Source organism: Phenylobacterium sp. (assembly GCF_036821595.1).
Classification (GTDB): Bacteria; Pseudomonadota; Alphaproteobacteria; order Caulobacterales; family Caulobacteraceae; genus Phenylobacterium.
Genome location: NZ_DAISJG010000002.1, coordinates 41,558 through 59,780, shown reverse-complemented (window position 1 = coordinate 59,780; position 18,223 = coordinate 41,558). Strand labels below are relative to the sequence as shown.

Here is an 18,223-nt window from a genome sequence, read left to right as displayed (position 1 = left end):
CGCGGTAAGAACGCAGCATGAACGCCGCCATGATCGCCGCCCTCGTCTTCGCCGCCCTCGCCGCCGCGGCCGTCGCCTGGGCGCTGAAGGAACGGCTGCGGGCGGGGCTGGCCGAGGGTCGGCTGCGGATGCTGGAGGCGCAGGCCGACCAGCAGGCCGAGTACCTGAAGGCCCAGGCCGCGCAGTCGGCGAGCGCGGTGGCCGAGGCCCTGGTGAAGCAGACGGAAGAGACCTTCCGCAACCGCGAGCAGCTCGCCCAGGCGCGCATCGAGGCGCAGCTGAAGCCCGTGGCCGAGACCCTGCAGAAGTTCCAGGAGCAGGTCGCCGCGGTCGAGAAGCAGCGCGCCGAGGACACCGGCGGGCTGAAGGCGCAGATCACCGCCCTGATGCAGGCCTCGACCGCCACCCAGGAGGAGGCGCGCAAGCTGTCGGCCGCCCTGCGCCGCGGGGCCGGCGTGCAGGGCCGCTGGGGCGAGCAGACCCTGCGCAATGTGCTGGAGGCCGCGGGCCTCGCCAACCGCTACGACTTCGAGGAGCAGGCCTCCACCGACACGGAGGAGGGCCGGAGGCGTCCGGACGTGACCATCCGCCTGCCGGGCGGCGGCGTGTTCGTGATCGACGCCAAGTGCTCGCTGAACGCCTTCCTGGAGCTGCAGGAGGCGGCTGACGACGCCGCCCGCGAGGCCTGCGGCCTGCGCCACGTGCAGAGCGTGCGCGGCCACGTCGCCGGGCTGTCGGCCAAGGCCTACTGGGACCAGTTCGAGAACTCGCCGGACTTCGTGGCCATGTTCGTGCCGCTGGACTCAGCCATGGCCGCGGCGCTCGACCGGGCGCCGGACCTGATGACCGAGGCCATGGACCGCCGGGTGGTGATCGTCACGCCGACCACCCTCTTCGCCCTGTGCAAGGCGGTGAGCTACGGCTGGCGGGTGGAGGAGCAGGCGGCCAACGCCCGCAAGATCGCCGACCTCGGCCGCGAGCTCTACAAGCGGATCGCGGTGATGGGCGTGCACGCCGGTTCGGTGGGCAAGGCGCTGGAGGCGGCGGTCTCCCGCTACAACCAGTTCGTGGGCTCGCTGGAGACCCAGGTGCTGACCCAGGCGCGCCGGTTCGAGGACCTGAAGGTGGACCACGAGGGCCGCGAGGTGCCGCAGCTCGAGCCCCTGGAGGCCGCCGTGCGCCCGCTCGCCAAGCTCGGCAAGGCCGAGGCGCCTACGGTGCGGCTGGTGGCGGGCGACGAGGGCTGAGACTATAGTCGCCGCCTTGACGCTCGGGTGAAGGAAACCTACCTCCGCGCCATGGCCATCCGTGAAATCCTCGTCGTTCCGCACCCGATCCTGAAGCAGGTGTCGCAGCCCGTCGAACGGGTGGACGACGAGCTGCGCGCGCTCATGGATGACATGCTGGAGACCATGTACGACGCGCCCGGCATCGGGCTCGCGGCCATCCAGATCGGCGTGCCCAAGCGGGTGATCGTCATGGACCTGGCCCGGCCGGACGAGGACAAGCAGCCACGCTACTTCGTGAATCCTGAAATCCTCTGGGCGTCGGACGAGACCCAGCCCTACGAGGAGGGCTGCCTCTCGGTGCCGGAGTACTACGACGAGGTGGAGCGCCCGGCGCGGGTGAAGCTGCGCTACCTGAACTACCAGGGCGAGCAGGTGGAGGAGGACGCCGAGGGCCTCTTCGCCGTCTGCATCCAGCACGAGATGGACCATCTCGAAGGCGTGCTGTTCATCGACCACCTGTCGCGCCTGAAGCGCGAGCAGGCGGTGAAGAAGGTCAAGAAGCAGGCCAAGGCCGCCTGACCACCGCTGATCCCGGCGGACGCCGGGCCCCCAGCGGTCCTGCCGAAGTCCTTTGACTCAGCCTGGGCCCCGGCTTTCGCCGGGGTGAGCGGAGGCCAGTTCCGCCGCCCGCCTACTTCTGCTCGACCCGGGTGGTCGTGGTGGTGACCGTCGTGCCGTCGGCGCGGGTGGTGGTCGTGGTGGCGGTGTCGTTGTCGGCGGCGTCCTTGATGGCCGCCCCCATCTCGCCCAGCGCCTCGCGGGCCTTGCCGGCCGCCGCCTTCACCTCGGGATCGGAGGTGATCTCCTTCAGCTCCTTGCCGGCCTTGTCGAGATTGACCTCCATCTCGTTGCCGACCTCGACCGCGTTCTCCTTGACGGCGGAGGCGGCCTGGTTGGCCTCGGCCTGGGCCTTGTCCTGCTCGCCCTGGCTGCAGGCGGCGAGCGCGAGGGCAAAGCCGATGGCGGCGGCGGAGACGATGGTTCGCATTTGACGGCTCCCTTGGATCGGCCGTGCAACGGCCGCGCTTGGACCTAAGTTCCCATGGACGGCCGCGGCGGCTAAACCCCCGCCCATGCGCCTCGCCTTCCTGGGAACGCCCGACTTCTCCGTAGCCGCCCTGAGCGCCCTGGTCGACGCCGGGCACGAGATCGCCTGCGTCTACTCCCAGCCGCCGGCCCCGCGCGGACGCGGGCAGACGCTGCAGCCCTCGCCGGTGCACGCCTTCGCCGAGACGCGGGGCATCCCCGTGCGCACGCCCGCGTCCATGCGCGATCCCGCGGAGATCGAGGCCTTCCGGGCGCTCGGCCTGGACGCCGCGGTGGTGGTGGCCTTCGGCCAGATCCTGCCGGGCGCGGTGCTGGAGGCGCCGAGGCTCGGGTCCTACAATGTGCACGCCTCGCTGCTGCCCCGGTGGCGCGGCGCGGCGCCGATCCAGCGGGCGATCATGGCCGGCGACAAGGTGACCGGGGTGCAGGTCATGCGGATGACCGAGGGCCTGGACGAGGGGCCGGTGCTGGCCACGGCGACCGTGCGGATCGACGCCCAGGACACCGCCGCCACCCTGCATGACCGGCTGGCCGCGGCCGGCGCCGAACTGATCGCCGCGACCCTGCCGGCGATCGAGGCCGGGACGGCGGTGGCGGTCCCGCAGGCCGAGGAGGGGGTCACCTATGCGAAGAAGATCCGGCCGAAGGAGGCCCGGATCGACTGGACGAAGCCGGCCGCCGAGGTGGACCGCAAGATCCGCGGGCTCTCGCCCTTCCCGGGCGCCTGGTTCCTGCTGCCGACGGAGAAGGGGCCGGTGCGCGTGAAGGCCCTGCTCTCGGCCTACGAGGACGCCGACGGTGGGCCCGGAACCGTGCTGGACGCGCGGCTGCTGGTGGCCTGCGGCGAAGGCGCGGTGCGGCTGCTGCGCGTGCAGCGCGAGGGCCGCGGCCCGCAGGACGCCGAGGCCTTCCTGAACGGCGCCCCGGTGGCGGCCGGGACCGTGCTCGGCTGATGCCCCGCTACCGGCTCATCATCGAATACGACGGCCAGCCGTTCCACGGCTTCCAGGCGCAGGCCGACCTGCCCTCGGTGCAGGGCGCCATCGAGCGGGCGGTGAAGGCCTTCTGCGGCGAGACCCTGCGGCTGCAGGCGGCCGGCCGCACCGACACCGGGGTGCATGCCACCGGCCAGGTAGTGCACATCGACCTGGAGAAGGACTGGCCGCCCGAGACGGTTCGCAATGCGCTGAACTTCCACCTGATCCCCGATCCGGTGGCGGTGCTGGAGGCGAGCGTCGCCGAGGGCGACTGGCACGCGCGGTTCTCGGCCAGGGAGCGGCGCTACCTCTACCGGATCCTCAACCGCGTCGGCCCGCCGGCGCTGGACCGCGGTCGGGTGTGGCACGTGAAGAAGCCGCTGGACGCGGCGGCCATGCACGCGGCGGCGCAGGTGCTGGTGGGCCACCACGACTTCACCACCTTCCGAGACCTCGGCTGCCAGGCGAAGAGCCCGATGAAGACGCTCGACGTCGCGGCCGTGCGGCGGGAGGGTGACCATGTGCTGCTGGAGTTCGCCTCGCGCAGCTTCCTGCACCGGCAGGTGCGCTCGATGACCGGCAGCCTGGCGCAGGTCGGCCTGGGCCGCTGGACGGCGGAAGACCTCAAGGCGGCGCTTGAGGCTCGCGACCGGCGGGCCTGCGGCCCCGTGGCGCCGGCCGACGGGCTGTATCTGACGGGGGTGGGGTACTAGCCCCAACCGAGCGGAATTACCCGGCGAAGGCCTCGAAATACCGGCGGATGAGGGCTTCGTAGACGGCCTGCAGCTGGCGAATCTCTTCGACCGGGGCGCGTTCGTCGACCTGGTGCATGGTGCGGCCCACGAGGCCGACCTCGACGACGGGGCAGAGGGCTCGGATGAAGCGGGCGTCGGAGGTGCCGCCGGAGGTGGAGAGCTCGGGCGCGCGGCCGGCGGCGTCCTGCACGGCGGCGGCGACCACCTCGGTAAACGGGCCGGGCTCGGTGAGGAAGGCCTCGCCGCTGATCTGGGGGGCGACGGTGACCTTACCCCGGAAGCCCTCGGCGGCCTTCTCGGCCTCCGCCTGAATCCACTCGGCCAGCGCCTGGCCGGTGTGGCTGGGGTTGAAGCGGATGTTAAGCCGCGCCTTCGCCACGCCCGGGATGACGTTGGTGGCGGTGTTGGGGACGTCGATCCAGGTGACCTCGAGGTTCGACGGCTGGAACTCCGGATAACCTTCGTCCAGCACCCGGTCCTGCAGGGCGGCCAGCAGCCGGATCAGCACCGGGGTCGGATTGGCGGCCCGGTGCGGATAAGCCACGTGGCCCTGGACGCCCTCGACCGTGATCTCGACGTTGATGGAGCCGCGGCGGCCGACCTTGACCATGTCGCCGAAGGCCTCCGCGCTGGTGGGCTCGCCCACCACGCAGTGGTCGATGGCCTCGCCCTCGGCCATCAGGGCCTCCACCACCTTCTTCGTGCCGTCGAGGGCCACGCCCTCCTCGTCGCCGGTGATCAGGAAGGATAGCGAGCCCTTCACCTCGCCGGCCGCGATGGCCTTGGCGGTGGCGGCGGCGAAGGCGGCGATGGCGCTCTTCATGTCCACGGCGCCGCGGCCGATCAGGACCCCGTCCACCACTTCGGCGGCGAAGGCGTCCTTGGACCAGGCGGCGGCGTCGCCCACCGGGACCACGTCGGTGTGGCCGGCGAAGCAGAGGTTGGGACGGGCGGTCCCGTAGCGGGCGTAGAGGTTCTCGATCTCCCCGAAGCGCATGCGCCGGCAGGAAAAGCCCAGCCCCTCCAGGGTGCGCTGGACGACGTCCATGGCCCCGGCGTCAGCGGGGGTGACCGAGGGGCGGCGGATCAGGTCGCGGGTGAGCTCGAGGGCGTCGATCATGGCCGCCTGCCTAGCACGGCGGAGGGGCGTGGGAACACGTGAGGAAGAGAACCACGGAAGAGACGGACCACACGGACGCGGCTGGCGCGATCGCGCGGCCGGACCCAAGTTCCGTGTATTCCATGGTTGATCAATGTCGCGCTGACGCGGGGAAGGGGAGTTAGGAGCCATGCCGAAGATCGATGTCGCGGCGCAGGCGGTGCGCTCGGGGTGCAGCTATCCGCATCCGTTCAAGGAGATCTGCCTGGGGGCGACCTGGCGCAGGCTGGGCGACGCGGCGGGGCTGACCGACTTCGGGGTCAACCTCGTGCGGCTGCCGCCGGGCAAGTGGTCGAGCCAGCGCCACTGGCACACCGCCGAGGACGAGTTCGTCTGGATCCTGGAGGGCGAGGTGGTGCTGGTCGAGGACGACGGCGAGCAGGTGCTGCGGCCCGGCGACTTCGCGGCCTGGAAGGCCGGGGTCGCGAACGGCCACCATCTGCAGAACCGCTCCGACCGCGACGCCGTCTACCTGGAGGTGGGCTCGCGCAAGCCGGACAGCGACGACTGCGACTACCCCGACATCGACATGGTGACCTGCCCCGACGGCTACTGCCACCGCGACGGGACGCCGTATCCGGAGGCGTAGCCCCTACTGCCCGCTGAAGACGTGGATCAGGCGGGCGGCGGCGGGGAGCATCAGGGCGCCCAGCAGGCAGGGGAAGATGAACAGGATCAGGGGGACGGTGAGCTTGGCGGACAGCGCCAGCGCCTTCTCCTCGGCCCGCAGCATGCGCTTGGCGCGCATGTCGGCCGAGAACACCGACAGGGTCTCGCCGAGGCTGGTGCCCATCTCCTCGGCCTGGCGCAGCATGGTGGCCAGCGAACGGGCGTCGTCGATGCCGAGGCGGTCGGCGAAGGCGCTCCAGGCGTCCTTGCGGGCGCGGCCGGCGCGCAGCTCCAGCACCAGGAAGCGCAGGTGGATGGTGAGGTTCGGGTAGCGCCGGGCGAGCTCCTCGGTCACCCGGGTGACGGCGGCGTCGAGGCTGAGGCCCGCCTCGACGGAGGCGACCAGCAGGTCGAGTAGGTCTGGGAAGCCGTCGGCGTATTCGCGCTCACGCGAGGCCTTGCGGGACTTCAGGACCTGCTCGGGGCCCATGATGGCCAGGCCGGCCAGCACGCAGGCGACGATCAGCCCGCCCATGCCGGCCTTGCCGCCGACGATCATCGGCAGGGTGAGCACGACGCCGATGGTGGCGACCACCAGGGCGGCGGCCTTGACGCCCAGATAGATGACCGGCGCCTCGCGGTTGTAGAAGCCGGCCTGCATCAGGCGGGTGCGCAGCAGGGAGAGCTTGGCCGGGTCGCGCACGGCGCTCTGCTGGCCGAGCCGGCGGACGGTGTCGAGCACTTGGCCGCCCATGGCGCCGGCGGTCTTCGGCGGGGTGACGACGGCCGGGCCGCCGCCGGCCACGGCCGGGGTCATGCGCAGGCGGCGCACGGCGCGCAGGCGGAACTCGGTGGCCGCGATCCAGGCCGCGCCGCCCATGGCGGCCAGCACCAGGACGAGGCCGGCGATCCAGACGAGGTTCTGAAGCTGGAGGAGGGTCATGAGCCTAGAGCCGCATGTCGATCATGCGCCGCATGACCATGTTGCCGATGAACATCCAGACGCCGAGGATCCCCAGGCCGATCTGCACGAACCGCTCGTGGATGACGTCGCCGTAGAAGCTGGGCGAGGTGATGACGATGAAGCCGATGGCGATGAAAGGGGCGAGCGTCAGGATCATCGCCGAGGCGCGGCCTTCCGAGGACGCGGCCTTGATCTTCAGGCGCATCTTGTGGCGCTCGCGCACCGTGTTGGCGTTGAGCTTGAGGAGGCCGGTGAGGTTGCCGCCGGCCCGCTCCTGCAGGCGCACGGTGGCGGCGAACAGGTCCACGTCCGGATGCTGGCAGCGCTCGGCCATGCGCTCGATGGCCTGCTCCATGGTGGCGCCGTAGGAGATCTCGTCGGCGGCCATGCCGAACTCCGAGCCGATGGGGTCGAGCATCTCGCGGCCGACGAGGGCGATGGCGGTGGGGACCGGGTGGCCGGCCTCCAGGGAGCGGACGATGATCTCCAGCGCCTGCGGCAGCTGGAAGCCCAGCTTCTTGGCGCGGTCGGCGGCCATGTACCTGAGATAGAAGATGGGCCCGCCGAGGCCGACCAGCAGGGCCACGGGCAGGGCCAGCAGCACGGCCTTGGTGAGCATGGCGACGCAGAAGCCGGCGGTGATCCCGGCGGTGGCGGCCATGGTGATCCACTTGCGCGGCTCGTACTTCACGCCCGAGGCGACGATCAGGTCGGAGAGCCACTTCAGGCGCTCGCCCTTCTTGCCCTCGGCGTTGAGGCCCCGCTGCTTGCGCAGCTCCATGACCAGGGCGGAGACCCCGTCGACCTTCTCGGCGACCTTCAGGCGGGCGTTCAGCTTGCGCTTCTGGGTGGCGACGCCGAGCAGGCCGATGGCCGCCTGGGCGGCGGTGAAGACCGCGGCGAAGACGAGGACCAGGAAGGCGATCTGGGCGATGCTCATGCCGGCCGCCTCACGCCTGGCCCAGGACCCGGCTCGGGTCGAAGTTGGCGACGTCGTAGGGGATGCCGCGGCGGGTCATCTCGTCGAGGCAGCGCGGGCGCAGGCCCGAGGCGCGGAACTCGCCGTGCACCGTGCCGTCGGGCGCGGTGTGGGTGCGCACGAAGGTGAAGATGTCCTGCATCTGCACGACGTTGCCCTCCATGCCGACGATCTCGGTGACGTAGGTCAGCTTCCGCTTGCCGTCGGGTAGGCGCATCACCTGGACGATCAGGCCGATGGCCGAGGCGATCTGCTGGCGCATGGCGTCGGGGCTGATGTTCATGCCGCCCATGGCGACCATCTGCTCCAGGCGGCCGATCGCCTCGCGCGGGTTGTTGGCGTGGATGGTGGCCATGGAGCCTTCGTGGCCGGTGTTCATGGCCTGCAGCATGTCGAAGGCCTCTTCGGAGCGGACCTCGCCCAGGATCACCCGGTCGGGACGCATCCGCAGCGCGTTCTTGACCAGCTCCCGCTGGCGGATCTCGCCCTTGCCCTCGATGTTCGGCGGCCGGGTCTCCATGCGCACCACGTGCGGCTGCTGGAGCTGCAGTTCGGCGGCGTCCTCGATGGTGATAAGGCGCTCGCCCTCGCTGATGGCGGCCGAGAGCGCGTTCAAGAGGGTGGTCTTCCCCGAGCCGGTGCCGCCGGAGATGACGGTGGAGACCCGGGCCTTGACCGCCCCGTGCAGGAAGTCGGCGACCGCCTGGGGCATGGCGCCCACCGCGACCAGCTTCTCCAGCGTCAGCGGCTTCTTGGAGAACTTCCGGATCGAGACCGCCGCGCCGTCGATGGCGATCGGGGCGATGGCGGCGTTCACCCGGCTGCCGTCCGGCAGGCGGGCGTCGACCATGGGCTGGCTCTCGTCGATCCGGCGGCCGACGCCGGCGACGATGCGGTTGACGATGCGCAGCAGGTGGTCGTTGTCGCGGAAGTGGACGGGGGTGAGCTCCAGCTCGCCCTGCCGCTCCACATAGATCTGGAACGGCCCGTTGATCAGGATGTCGTTGATCGTCTCGTCCTTGAGCAGCGGCTCGATGGGCCCCAGGCCGACCATCTCGTCGTAGATCGAGGCGCCCAGCTCCTCGAGTTCGGCGGTGTTCAGCGCCATGCGCTCGGCGCGGGCGAAGTCGGCGGTGAGCTTCATCACCTCGCGGCGCAGGTCGGCTTCCGAAAGCTTGTCGAGCTTGGCGAGGTCGAGTTCGTCGATCAGGCGCGCGTGCAGGCGGAGCCGCATGTCGAGACGGCCGTCCCGGGCCGGCAGGACGCCGCCGGCGGCGGGCTTGGCCTTGGGCGCAGGCTCGGCGGTCGGCCCGGGCGCAGGGGCCGGCGCGGCGGCGGCCGGGGGCGGCGCGGCCTCCGGCTCGGGCCTGGCGGCGGGGGCGCGGGCGAGGCTGAAGCGGCCCATCAGGCGGCCTTCCTGCCGGCGGTTTCCTTCCGGGCGGGCTCCGCGGCCAGGCGGTCGACGAGGGCCTGGACGTCCTTGACGATCTTGGACTTGGGCCGGTGCTGGGCGATCGGGCCGCCGAGGTTGGCGGAGGCCGCGGCGGCCTCCCAGTCGGAGCTGATGCCGGCGTCGGCCTTGCGGCCCAGCGCGCGTTCCGCCTCCGACATGGAGGGCGCCGGGCCGAACATGCGGCTGGCCAGGCGGTTGAGCACGATGCGCGGCTTCGACGCCGGGCCGAGCGCCTCCTCGATCTCGTCGGCCAGGGAGCGGGCGGCGAGCAGGGCGGGCACGGTGAGCTCGGAGACCACCAGGATCTCGTCGCAGCCGGACAGCGCCTCGAGGGTCCAGGGGCGGCGGTGGCGGGGGATGTCCAGGATCACCCACTCGTAGCCCTCGCAGGCGACCTCCAGGATGCGCAGCACCGCCTCGCGGCCGATGGCGTCGAAGGCGCCCGGCTCGCGGACGCCCGCCAGGAGGTCGAGCTCCTTGGTCACCGGGGTTACGAAGGCCTGCAGCATGGCCGCGTCGATGCGGTCGGCGGCGGGGCCGAAGTCGGCGAGGCGCATGGCCGGCTGGGCGCCGAGGTAGGCGGCGGCCGCGCCGTCGGCGAGGTTGAGGTCGATCAGGCAGACGCTCTTTTCCTTGCCCGAGCGGGCGGCGAGCGCGGTGGCGGTCTCGACGGCGAGCGTGGTGGCGCCCGCGCCGCCCACGGCGCCGGTGATCGCCCAGCAGCGGGAGGAGGCGGCGGACGGCGCGGCCGCCTGGGCCGGAGCGCCGGCGGCCATCAGGCCGGCGACGGCCTGGGCGACCTGGTCGGCGGTGAAGGGCGCCTCCAGCACGTCGGAGCGCTCCAGGCGGAGCAGGTTGCGGACCACGGGGGTGGGCAGGCGCTCGCCGACCAGGAGGACGGCGGGGGCGGCCGGCGAGGCCGACAGCGCCTGCAGGGCCTGGGCGAGCGCGGGCGCCTCCCAGGCGTCGGCGTCGACCAGGACCAGGTCGCAGGTGGTGGAGCGGGCGCCGGCGAGGCGGTCGAGGCCGGCCGCCTCCCAGGCGAAGCCGGCAAGCGGCCCGTGGGCCAGGGGCGCGAGGGAATCGCCCAGCGCCAGGACGCGGCAGCCAGACATCGGAGCACTCATGGCGCTGGCCTTGGACTTCGGCTTCAGCATCTCACTTGCCTTTCCGCACGGCGTCGCGCGTCAGCGGCTTGTCGAGGGCCTTGCCCATCAGGATCAGGTCGATGGAACTGGGGTCGGCGCCGCCCACGGTGGCCTCGGCGCCGGCCCGGACGTCGGTGGCGGTGGCGAGCCTCGGCGTCACCACGATGACCAGCTCGGTCTCGTTGCGCTTCCAGCGGCTGGAGCGGAACAGGGCCGAGAGCACCGGGATGTCACCCAGCACCGGGAACTGGCGGATCATGTTCTGATAGTCGTTCTGCAGCAGGCCCGCGACGGCGAAGGAATCGCCGCTCTTCAGCTCCACGGTCGTGGAGGTGCGCCGGGTGATCAGGCCCGGCACGCTGATGCCGTTGACGCGCAGGGCGTTGGCCGGGTCGAGCTGGCTGACCTCGGGGGCGACCACCAGCTTGATCAGGCCGTTGTCCTGGACGAAGGGCTGAAAGTCGAGCTTCACCCCATAGGTGCGGAACTCGAGCGTGATCTTGTCGAGGTCCTGGGGCACCGGATAGGGGAACTCGCCGCCGGCCAGGAAGCTGGCCTTCTCGCCGGAGACCGCGACCAGGTTGGGCCGGGCGAGGGTGCGGATGACGCCCTTCTCCTCCAGCGCCTGCAGCTCAAGGTCGAAGCTGACCGAGCCCGAGCGGCCGGAGATCTGCAGCACGCCGTTGGGGGCGCTGTTGCCGAGCAGGCCGTTGCCGTAACCGAAGGTGAAGTCGTTGCCGCGGATCAGGCCGGAGAGGCCGAAGTCCTGCAGGGCCGAGCGGGTGGCCTCCAGCACGCGCACCTCCAGCACCACCTGCTGGGCGGCCTGGACGGTGAGCGTGGAGGTGACGGCCTCCGGAGCGTAGCGGTCGGCGAGCGCCTTGGCCTTGGCGGCGACGGACGGGGTGGAGACCAGGCCGGTGAGCAGCAGGCCCTCGCCCAGGGTCTGGACGCGGACCTCCTCGCCCGGCAGGGCGCGGCGCAGGTCCTCCTCGAGGGCCGCGGCGTCGTAGCCCACGCGCACATCGATGACCTCCTTCAGCCGGCCGCCGGGGCCGTAGACCAGGAGGTTGGTCGCGCCGTATTCGCGGCCGCGGACGTAGAAGCTGTGGTCGGTGGTGGCGACGATCTCGGCGGTGTCCGGCTGGGCCACGACGATCTTCGAGGCCGGCGTGTCCAGGCGGAACGACAGCGACTTGTCACGCGGGACGTGGATCACCCGGCTGGGCGCGGACTCCGACGGGAAGACGTCGGCGGTCGCGGGCAGGGCCGTGAGCAGGGCGAAGGTGGCGGCGAAGGCGCCGGCGAGGGTGCGGGACATGGGCGTGTTCACTCTCAGTCGGCGGCGGGCGCGGCGGGCGCGGCCGGGGCCGGCGCGGGAGCGGGACGCGCGCGGCCGGAGCCGCCGCGGCTGTCGCCCTCGACGATCTGGATCAGGCGCGGCGCGGCCGGGCCCGACGCGGGCGCGCGGCGGACCACGGCCCGCTGGACGGCGGGCCGGCCGCCGCCCACGCGGACCGGCGCAGTGTCGGCAAGCTCAGCCGAGCCGGTGCGGCGCAGGGCGAGGGAGAGCTTGCCGAGGTCGCCGGCGACGGCGAGCTTCTGGCTGTCGGGCACCGAGACCTCGAGGGTGGCAGTGTTGGGCGTGGTCGGCTTGGCCTCGACGGTGTTGAGGTTGAGGTCGACCGCCAGCACGCGGACGTTCTGCAGCACCACCTCGGAGACTAGGTTGCGGGTCTCGCCGTTGGGGGTGAGGTCGCGCATCAGCACCACGTCGACGCGGTCGCCCGGCAGGGCGTGGCCGCCGACGCCGGTGACGTCGTCCACCTTGATGGTGTAGGCGCGCATGCCCTCGGCGATCTCGGCGGCGACCGAGGGCCGGGCGCCGGGGCCGGAGAGCTTGGCGGCGAGCATCGGCTCACGCGCGGCGATCGGGACGAGGACCACGGGGGCGCCGCCGTTGTCGGCGGCCAGCACCGCGGCGACGTTGGAATAGGCGCCCTGCGGAACGGCGTCCTTCGGCAGGTTGATGACGGTGAGCGCGCTGGTGTCCAGCTTGTCGCCGAACTTCAGCGGCTTGGAGGCCACCACCACCGGCACGCCGGCGACCGGCTGCACGGCGGCTGGCGCATCCTTGGCCGCGGCTGCGTTGGGCAGCACGGTCTTGGCGACCACGAGGGCCGCGAGGCCGAGCGCGGCCGAGGCCCCCAGACTGACGATCGTGACGACGCGCATTTTCGTCCGCCCCACCAAATTCCTTTTTAGGATCGTAAGGTTAGCGGTCGGCCCCTTGCGATATCCCCAACAAACCTGGTGAACGGCGCAGCAAGCATTCTGAAGGGTTGACGCCGCGGACCCCTGGCGGCGGCCCCGCAGTCCGCTAGGCTCCCCCGCCGCCACAGGAGGAGGGAAGGATGCAGCATCGCAGGCTCGGGAATTCGGGGCTGAAGGTCAGCGAGGTGGGCCTCGGCTGCAACAACTTCGGCATGCGCATCGACCAGGCGCAGACCCAGGCCGTGGTCGACGCCGCCCTCGAGGCCGGGATCACCTTCTTCGACACCGCCGACATCTACGGCGGGACCAAGTCGGAGGAATTCCTCGGCAAGGCGCTGGGCAAGCGCCGCCGCGACATCGTGCTGGCCACGAAGTTCGGCATGGCGGTGGGCGGCGACGAGCGGAAGAAGGGCGGCTCGCGGCGCTGGATCATGCAGGCGGTGGAGGACAGCCTGACCCGGCTGGGGACCGACTGGATCGACCTCTACCAGCTCCACGCGCCCGACCCGGAGACGCCGGTCGACGAGACGCTGCGTGCGCTCGACGACCTCGTGACCCAGGGCAAGGTCCGCTACATCGGCAACTCGAACTTCTCGGGCTGGCAGATCGCCGACGCCGACTGGACCGCGGCCGGCCAGACCCGGTTCGTCTCGGCCCAGAACCTCTATTCCCTGCTCGAACGGAAGTCGGCCTTCGAGGTGCTGCCGGCCTGCGAGCACTTCGGCCTGGGCTTCCTGCCGTTCTTCCCGCTGGCGTCGGGCCTGCTGTCGGGCAAGTACCGGCGGGGCGAGCCGCCGCCGGAGGGCACGCGGCTGGCCGCCTGGGGCCAGCGCGGCCAACAGGCGATGAACGACGCCAACTTCGACCGGGTGGAGCGGCTGAGCGCCTGGGCGGAGGAACGCGGCCACAGCATCCTGGAACTGGCCTTCGCCTGGCTGCTCGGCCAGCCGGTGGTCTCGTCGGTGATCGCCGGGGCGACCTCGCCGGAGCAGGTGAAGGCCAACGCGGCCACGGCGACCTGGCGGCTGACGCCCGAGGAGGTGGCCGAGGTCACCGGGCTGGCGGCCTGATGTACGACCTTCTGAAAGGCCTGCGCGTGGTGGAGGGGGCCGCGTTCGTGGCGGCGCCGACCTGCGGGCTGTACCTCGCCCAGATGGGCGCCGAGGTGATCCGCTTCGACAACATCGGCGGCGGGCCGGACTTCGGCCGCTGGCCGCTCGCCGCCAATGGGTCGAGCCTCTACTGGGAGGGGCTGAACAAGGGCAAGAAGTCGGTGGCGCTGGACCTGGCGCACCCCGAGGGCCGGGAGATCGCCCAGGCTCTGGCCGCCGCGCCCGGGGAGGACGGCGGCCTCTTCGTCACCAACTTCCCGGTGGACGGCTTCCTTTCGTACGAGAAGCTGAAGGCGCTGCGCGACGACCTGATCTGCGTGCGGGTGATGGGCTGGGCCGACGGCGCCCAGGGCATGGACTACACAATCAACGCCGCGCTGGGCCTGCCGTTGATGACCGGGCCGGCGGACGACGAGCGGCCGGTGAACCATGTGCTGGCCGCCTGGGACCTGCTCACCGGCGCCTACTGCGCCTTCGCGCTCGTCTCGGCCCTGCTGGCGCGGATGCGCGGCCAGGGCGGACGGGAGATCCGCGCGCCGCTGTCGGACATCGGCGCGGCGACCATGGCCAACCTGGGCTTCACTGCCGAGACCCTGCTGGCGGGCCATCAGCGGCCCCGGATGGGCAACGACATCTTCGGCGCCTTCGGCCGCGACTTCACGACCAAGGACGGCCAGAAGCTGATGCTGCTCGCGATCACGCCCAAGCAGTGGTCGAAGGCGCTGGAGGCGCTGGGGATCGCCGCCGAGGTCGCCGCCGCGGAGGCCGAGTTGGGCGTCTCCTTCGCCACCGACGAGGGCCTGCGGTTCACCCATCGGGCGAGGCTCTACCCGCTGTTCGAGCGGGCGTTCGCGGCCAGGACCGCCGCCGAGCTGACCCCGGCCTTCGACGCCGGCGGCGTCACCTGGGGCGCCTACCAGACCCTGGAGGCGGCGCTGGAGGACCCGCGGCTGTTCAAGGACAACCCGATGTTCGAGACCGTCCGCCACCCGAGCGGGCTCTCCTATCCGGCCCCCGGCGCCATGGGCACCATCCCGCAGGACGCCCGCCGGCCGGTGCGGCCGGCGCCGAGGCTCGGCCAGCACACCGACGAGGTCCTGGCCGAGGTGCTAGGCCTGCCCTCGACGGAGATCGGCCGGCTGCACGACCAGGGCGTGGTGGCCTGAGCGCGTGTCGACGGACCGGGGGGACCTGAACCGCACCATCCTGACGATCGCCGTCCCGGCCATCGTCACCAATGTGGCGACGGCCCTGTTCGGCCTGGCCGACATGTGGGTCATCGGGCGGCTCGGCGACGCCACCGCCCAGGGCGGGGTCGAGGTGGGCGCGAAGTTCACCATGACCCTGCTGATCGTCTTCAACTTCCTGCGCGCCTCCACCGTGGCGCTGACCGCCCAGGCGGCCGGCCGCGGCGCGGAGGCGGACCAGGCGGCGACGCTCACCCGCGGCGTGGCCGTGGCCCTGATGGTGGGCCTGGGGCTGCTCGCCGCCTGGCCGCTGACGGTGACCTGGGGCCTGCGCCTGTTCGACGCCGCCGGCCCGCTCGCCGACCAGGCCAGGACCTACGCCGACATCCGCTACGTGGGCGGGGTCGCCTGGCTGGTGAACTGCGTGCTCACCGGCTGGCTGATCGGCCGGCGGCGGATGAAGACGGTGCTGGCTGTCGAGGTCGGCGCCAACCTGCTGCACATCGCGCTCGACGTGGGCTTCGTGCTCGGCCTCGGCTGGGGCGTCGCCGGCGTGGCGACGGCGACCCTGCTGTCCGAGACCGCCAAGCTCCTGGCGCTGCTGGCCGCGGTCGGGCGCGAGCCGCCGGCCCGGCGCGCCCTGGCGCTGGCGCGGGACCCGCAGACATGGCGGCCGGCGGAGCTCGGCGCCCTGTTCCGGCTGAACCGCGACCTCTTCCTGCGCACCCTGCTCCTGATGGCCGCCACGGTGCTGCTGGCCCGCGCCGGCGCCCAGCAGGGGCCGGTGGTGCTGGCGGCCAACGCCATCCTCTACCAGCTCTTCATGCTGCAGGCCCTGATCCTCGACGGCTTCGAGAGCGCCACCCAGGTGCTGACCGGCGAGTCGGTCGGCGGCCGCGACCGCTTGCGGTTCGACGCCCAGCTTCGCGCCAACCTCGCCTGGGCGGGCGGCTGCGCGGTTCTCATCGCGCTCGTCTTCGGGGTCGCGGGCCGGCCGATCGCGGCCAGCTTCTCCACCGATCCGGCGGTGGTCGCGGCGGTGGCGGCCTACGCTCCGTGGGCCGCCGTCCTGCCGCTGGCCGGGGTGGTGTCCTTCGTGCTCGACGGGGTGATGATCGGAGCGAGCTGGACCCGGGCCATGGTGATCTCCATGGCCGCGGCCCTGGCGGGGTTCGTCGCCCTCCGCTGGCTCGCCGCTCCGCTCGGCAACCACGGCCTGTGGCTGGCCTTCAGCCTGTTCTTCGTCCTGCGCGCCGCCGGCCAGGCGCTGCTGCTGCCGGGCCTGGCGCGGCGGAGCTTCGGCTAAGCCGCCGCCGTCAGGGTCACCATCACCACGCCCTCGGTGACCTGGGCGCCGACGGGGAAGGCGATGGTCTCCACCTTGCCGTCGAAGGGGGCGGTGAGGGCGTGCTCCATCTTCATGGCTTCCAGGGTGAGCAGCGGCTGGCCCTTGGTCACGGTCTCGCCGGGCTTCACCGACACCTGGGTCACCTTGCCAGGCATGGGGGAGCGGACCTGGCCGTCGCCGGCCCCGCCCTCGGCGGCGTCGGCGCTGGGTGGGTGGGTGGCGAAGGCGAAGGCCTCGCCGTGCTCGAAGACGACGATGTGGCCGTCCTCGTCCAGCAGGACCGAGCGCGGCTCGGTGGCGGTCTCCGACGGCGCGGCCATGACCGGCCGGCCGTCGAGGAACAGGCGCACGGCGGTCTCGGGATCGGCGTTGAGGCGGAAGCCGGCCAGCTCGCGCCAGGGCGAGGGCGCCTCCTCCGAAAGCCCGCTCTCCTCGGCGATCATGGCGGCGGCCGCGGCGGCGGCGAGCGCGGCGGCGGAGGGCTCGGCGGCCTCGGTCAGCTGGGCGAGGTTCCGGTCGATGAACCCGGTGTCCACTTCGCCGCCGATGAAGCCCGGTGCGTCCAGGCAGCGGGCGAGGAAGCCGGCGTTGGTCTTCACCGGCCAGACCTCCACGCAGTCGCAGGCCTCGGCCAGCTCGGCGAGCGCCTGCTCGCGGGTCCCGGCGTGGGCGATCAGCTTGGCGATCATCGGGTCGTAGAAGGGGGTGATCCGCCCGCCCGGCTCGACGCCGGCGTCGATGCGGACGCCGGGCGGCAGGCGAAAGTGGAGCAGGTCGCCGGTGGAGGGCAGGAAGCCCGCGGCCGGGTTCTCGGCGTAGAGACGGGCCTCCACGGCGTGGCCGGAGAGCGCGATCTCGTCCTGGCGCAGCGGCAGGGGCTCGCCGGCGGCGACGCGGATCTGCCACTCCACGAGGTCGAGGCCGGTGACCATCTCGGTGACCGGGTGCTCCACCTGCAGGCGGGTGTTCATCTCCATGAACCAGATGCGGTCGGGGCGCAGGCCCTGGGAGGCGTCGGCGATGAACTCCACGGTGCCGGCGCCGACGTAGCCCACGGCCTGGGCGGCGCGGACGGCGGCGGCGGTGACGGCGGCGCGCGCCTCCTCGGTCATGCCGGGGGCCGGGGCCTCCTCGATGACCTTCTGGTGGCGGCGCTGCAGGGAGCAGTCGCGCTCGAACAGGTGGACGACATTGCCGTGGGCGTCGCCGAACACCTGCACCTCGATGTGGCGCGGCCGGGTGACGTAGGTCTCGAGCAGCACGCGGTCGTCGCCGAAGCTGGCCTTGGCCTCGCGTTTCGCCGACGTCAGGGCGGCGTCGAAGTCCCCGGGGCCCTCGACGCGGCGCATGCCCTTGCCCCCGCCGCCGGCCACGGCCTTGATCAGCACCGGATAGCCGATGCGCTCGGCCTCGCGGGCGAGCGTTGCCGGATCCTGGTCCTCGCCGAGATAGCCGGGAGTGACCGGCACGCCGGCCTCCTGCATCAGGGCCTTGGCGGCGTCCTTCAGGCCCATGGCGCGGATGGCGGCCGGCGGCGGGCCGATCCAGGTCAGGCCCGCGGCCATCACGGCCTCCGCGAAGTCGGCGTTCTCGGAGAGGAAGCCGTAGCCGGGGTGGATGGCGTCGGCGCCGGTCTCGATCGCCGCGGCGATGATCCGCTCGCCGACCAGGTAGCTCTCCCGGGCCACGGCCGGGCCGATCAGCACGGCGCGGTCGGCCTCGCGCACGTGCGGCGCGCCGGCGTCGGCCTCGGAATAGACCGCCACGGTGGCGATCCCCAGCCGGCGGGCGGTGGAGAAGACGCGCCGGGCGATCTCGCCCCGGTTGGCGACGAGGATGGAGCTGATCATCGGACCGGTCCGCGCGCCGCAGGCGCAACAAATGGAACCACGGAAGACACGGAAGACACGGACGAAGTCCCC

The 18,223-nt window shown here is 72.2% G+C and carries 17 protein-coding genes; 8 read left to right on the top strand and 9 right to left on the bottom strand.

Going from position 1 to position 18,223, the window contains the following annotated elements:
* The first annotated feature begins 17 nt into the window (after window positions 1-17).
* Both V7Z97_RS01755 and def read left to right on the top strand, forming a co-directional pair.
* Window positions 18-1,247 (top strand): DNA recombination protein RmuC, encoded by a 1,230-nt coding sequence (locus tag V7Z97_RS01755; RefSeq protein WP_334161015.1) that lies wholly within the window; start codon window positions 18-20, stop codon window positions 1,245-1,247.
* A gap of 51 nt (window positions 1,248-1,298) precedes the next feature.
* Entirely contained in the window at window positions 1,299-1,808 is a 510-nt protein-coding gene (gene def / locus V7Z97_RS01750) for a peptide deformylase (protein ID WP_334161014.1), read from the top strand.
* A gap of 112 nt (window positions 1,809-1,920) precedes the next feature.
* Here def and V7Z97_RS01745 read toward each other — a convergent pair whose 3' ends face one another.
* Window positions 1,921-2,277 carry a hypothetical protein gene (locus V7Z97_RS01745; protein WP_334161012.1) on the bottom strand — a complete coding sequence of 119 codons (357 nt, stop codon included), beginning with the start codon at window positions 2,275-2,277 and terminating at the stop codon, window positions 1,921-1,923.
* Window positions 2,278-2,362: 85 nt separating this feature from the next.
* Here V7Z97_RS01745 and fmt point away from each other — a divergent pair, with 85 nt between their 5' ends.
* Window positions 2,363-3,289: a methionyl-tRNA formyltransferase gene (gene fmt, locus V7Z97_RS01740; RefSeq protein WP_334161011.1), complete on the top strand. Its 927-nt coding sequence runs from the start codon at window positions 2,363-2,365 to the stop codon at window positions 3,287-3,289.
* Complete coding sequence (gene truA, locus V7Z97_RS01735) at window positions 3,289-4,026, top strand: tRNA pseudouridine(38-40) synthase TruA (protein ID WP_334161009.1); 738 nt, start codon at window positions 3,289-3,291, stop codon at window positions 4,024-4,026. Before fmt ends, truA begins: the two co-directional genes overlap by 1 nt.
* Window positions 4,027-4,042: 16 nt before the next feature.
* Here the strand turns inward: truA and dapE are convergent, their stop codons facing one another.
* Window positions 4,043-5,188, bottom strand: coding sequence for a succinyl-diaminopimelate desuccinylase (dapE, locus tag V7Z97_RS01730; RefSeq protein ID WP_334161008.1), 1,146 nt, complete (start codon window positions 5,186-5,188; stop codon window positions 4,043-4,045).
* A 169-nt stretch (window positions 5,189-5,357) separates the two neighbouring features.
* Between dapE and V7Z97_RS01725 the strand changes: the two genes are divergently transcribed.
* The gene (locus tag V7Z97_RS01725; protein WP_334161007.1) at window positions 5,358-5,816 is read left to right on the top strand and encodes a cupin domain-containing protein; all 459 of its coding nucleotides are present in this window, start codon (window positions 5,358-5,360) and stop codon (window positions 5,814-5,816) included.
* A 3-nt stretch (window positions 5,817-5,819) separates the two neighbouring features.
* On the opposite strand, the gene V7Z97_RS01720 is transcribed toward V7Z97_RS01725, so the two are convergent.
* Genes V7Z97_RS01720 through cpaB form a run of 6 tightly spaced genes read right to left on the bottom strand, consistent with a single transcriptional unit; the run spans window position 5,820 to window position 12,615 of the window.
* The gene (locus tag V7Z97_RS01720; protein ID WP_334161005.1) at window positions 5,820-6,779 is read right to left on the bottom strand and encodes a type II secretion system F family protein; all 960 of its coding nucleotides are present in this window, start codon (window positions 6,777-6,779) and stop codon (window positions 5,820-5,822) included.
* A 4-nt stretch (window positions 6,780-6,783) separates the two neighbouring features.
* Entirely contained in the window at window positions 6,784-7,740 is a 957-nt protein-coding gene (locus V7Z97_RS01715) for a type II secretion system F family protein (RefSeq protein ID WP_334161004.1), read from the bottom strand.
* Between the two features lie 10 nt (window positions 7,741-7,750).
* Window positions 7,751-9,184: a CpaF family protein gene (locus tag V7Z97_RS01710; RefSeq protein WP_334161003.1), complete on the bottom strand. Its 1,434-nt coding sequence runs from the start codon at window positions 9,182-9,184 to the stop codon at window positions 7,751-7,753.
* Complete coding sequence (locus V7Z97_RS01705; RefSeq protein WP_334161001.1) at window positions 9,184-10,389, bottom strand: AAA family ATPase; 1,206 nt, start codon at window positions 10,387-10,389, stop codon at window positions 9,184-9,186. The genes V7Z97_RS01710 and V7Z97_RS01705 overlap by 1 nt, the downstream gene beginning before the upstream one ends.
* A gap of 1 nt (window position 10,390) precedes the next feature.
* Complete coding sequence (locus tag V7Z97_RS01700) at window positions 10,391-11,701, bottom strand: type II and III secretion system protein family protein (protein ID WP_334161000.1); 1,311 nt, start codon at window positions 11,699-11,701, stop codon at window positions 10,391-10,393.
* A gap of 14 nt (window positions 11,702-11,715) precedes the next feature.
* Window positions 11,716-12,615: a Flp pilus assembly protein CpaB gene (gene cpaB / locus V7Z97_RS01695; RefSeq protein WP_334160998.1), complete on the bottom strand. Its 900-nt coding sequence runs from the start codon at window positions 12,613-12,615 to the stop codon at window positions 11,716-11,718.
* Between the two features lie 179 nt (window positions 12,616-12,794).
* On the opposite strand from cpaB, the gene V7Z97_RS01690 reads away from it, so the two are divergent.
* The 3 genes from V7Z97_RS01690 to V7Z97_RS01680 are packed head-to-tail and all read left to right on the top strand — an operon-like array spanning window position 12,795 to window position 16,259.
* Window positions 12,795-13,724, top strand: a complete 930-nt coding sequence (locus V7Z97_RS01690) for an aldo/keto reductase (protein ID WP_334160996.1) — start codon at window positions 12,795-12,797, stop codon at window positions 13,722-13,724.
* On the top strand, window positions 13,724-14,932 hold the full coding sequence (locus tag V7Z97_RS01685; protein WP_334160994.1) for a CoA transferase: 1,209 nt from the start codon (window positions 13,724-13,726) through the stop codon (window positions 14,930-14,932). Before V7Z97_RS01690 ends, V7Z97_RS01685 begins: the two co-directional genes overlap by 1 nt.
* 4 nt (window positions 14,933-14,936) lie before the next feature.
* Entirely contained in the window at window positions 14,937-16,259 is a 1,323-nt protein-coding gene (locus V7Z97_RS01680; protein WP_334160993.1) for an MATE family efflux transporter, read from the top strand.
* Here the strand turns inward: V7Z97_RS01680 and V7Z97_RS01675 are convergent.
* Window positions 16,256-18,151 (bottom strand): acetyl/propionyl/methylcrotonyl-CoA carboxylase subunit alpha, encoded by a 1,896-nt coding sequence (locus V7Z97_RS01675; RefSeq protein ID WP_334160991.1) that lies wholly within the window; start codon window positions 18,149-18,151, stop codon window positions 16,256-16,258. The two genes, V7Z97_RS01680 and V7Z97_RS01675, sit on opposite strands and share 4 nt — an antisense overlap.
* Window positions 18,152-18,223: the final 72 nt, after the last annotated feature.

What these genes read in the sequence shown, in the direction of transcription:
- fmt (WP_334161011.1), top strand. Translation starts at nt 2,363, where the DNA reads ATGCGCCTCGCCTTCCTGGGAACGCCCGACTTCTCCGTAGCCGCCCTG.
- V7Z97_RS01755 (WP_334161015.1), top strand. Translation starts at nt 18, where the DNA reads ATGAACGCCGCCATGATCGCCGCCCTCGTCTTCGCCGCCCTCGCCGCC.
- V7Z97_RS01690 (WP_334160996.1), top strand. Translation starts at nt 12,795, where the DNA reads ATGCAGCATCGCAGGCTCGGGAATTCGGGGCTGAAGGTCAGCGAGGTG.
- V7Z97_RS01720 (WP_334161005.1), bottom strand. Translation starts at nt 6,779, where the DNA reads ATGACCCTCCTCCAGCTTCAGAACCTCGTCTGGATCGCCGGCCTCGTC.
- V7Z97_RS01715 (WP_334161004.1), bottom strand. Translation starts at nt 7,740, where the DNA reads ATGAGCATCGCCCAGATCGCCTTCCTGGTCCTCGTCTTCGCCGCGGTC.
- V7Z97_RS01745 (WP_334161012.1), bottom strand. Translation starts at nt 2,277, where the DNA reads ATGCGAACCATCGTCTCCGCCGCCGCCATCGGCTTTGCCCTCGCGCTC.
- cpaB (WP_334160998.1), bottom strand. Translation starts at nt 12,615, where the DNA reads ATGCGCGTCGTCACGATCGTCAGTCTGGGGGCCTCGGCCGCGCTCGGC.
- truA (WP_334161009.1), top strand. Translation starts at nt 3,289, where the DNA reads ATGCCCCGCTACCGGCTCATCATCGAATACGACGGCCAGCCGTTCCAC.
- dapE (WP_334161008.1), bottom strand. Translation starts at nt 5,188, where the DNA reads ATGATCGACGCCCTCGAGCTCACCCGCGACCTGATCCGCCGCCCCTCG.
- V7Z97_RS01710 (WP_334161003.1), bottom strand. Translation starts at nt 9,184, where the DNA reads ATGGGCCGCTTCAGCCTCGCCCGCGCCCCCGCCGCCAGGCCCGAGCCG.
- V7Z97_RS01700 (WP_334161000.1), bottom strand. Translation starts at nt 11,701, where the DNA reads ATGTCCCGCACCCTCGCCGGCGCCTTCGCCGCCACCTTCGCCCTGCTC.
- def (WP_334161014.1), top strand. Translation starts at nt 1,299, where the DNA reads ATGGCCATCCGTGAAATCCTCGTCGTTCCGCACCCGATCCTGAAGCAG.
- V7Z97_RS01725 (WP_334161007.1), top strand. Translation starts at nt 5,358, where the DNA reads ATGCCGAAGATCGATGTCGCGGCGCAGGCGGTGCGCTCGGGGTGCAGC.
- V7Z97_RS01705 (WP_334161001.1), bottom strand. Translation starts at nt 10,389, where the DNA reads ATGCTGAAGCCGAAGTCCAAGGCCAGCGCCATGAGTGCTCCGATGTCT.
- V7Z97_RS01675 (WP_334160991.1), bottom strand. Translation starts at nt 18,151, where the DNA reads ATGATCAGCTCCATCCTCGTCGCCAACCGGGGCGAGATCGCCCGGCGC.
- V7Z97_RS01685 (WP_334160994.1), top strand. Translation starts at nt 13,724, where the DNA reads ATGTACGACCTTCTGAAAGGCCTGCGCGTGGTGGAGGGGGCCGCGTTC.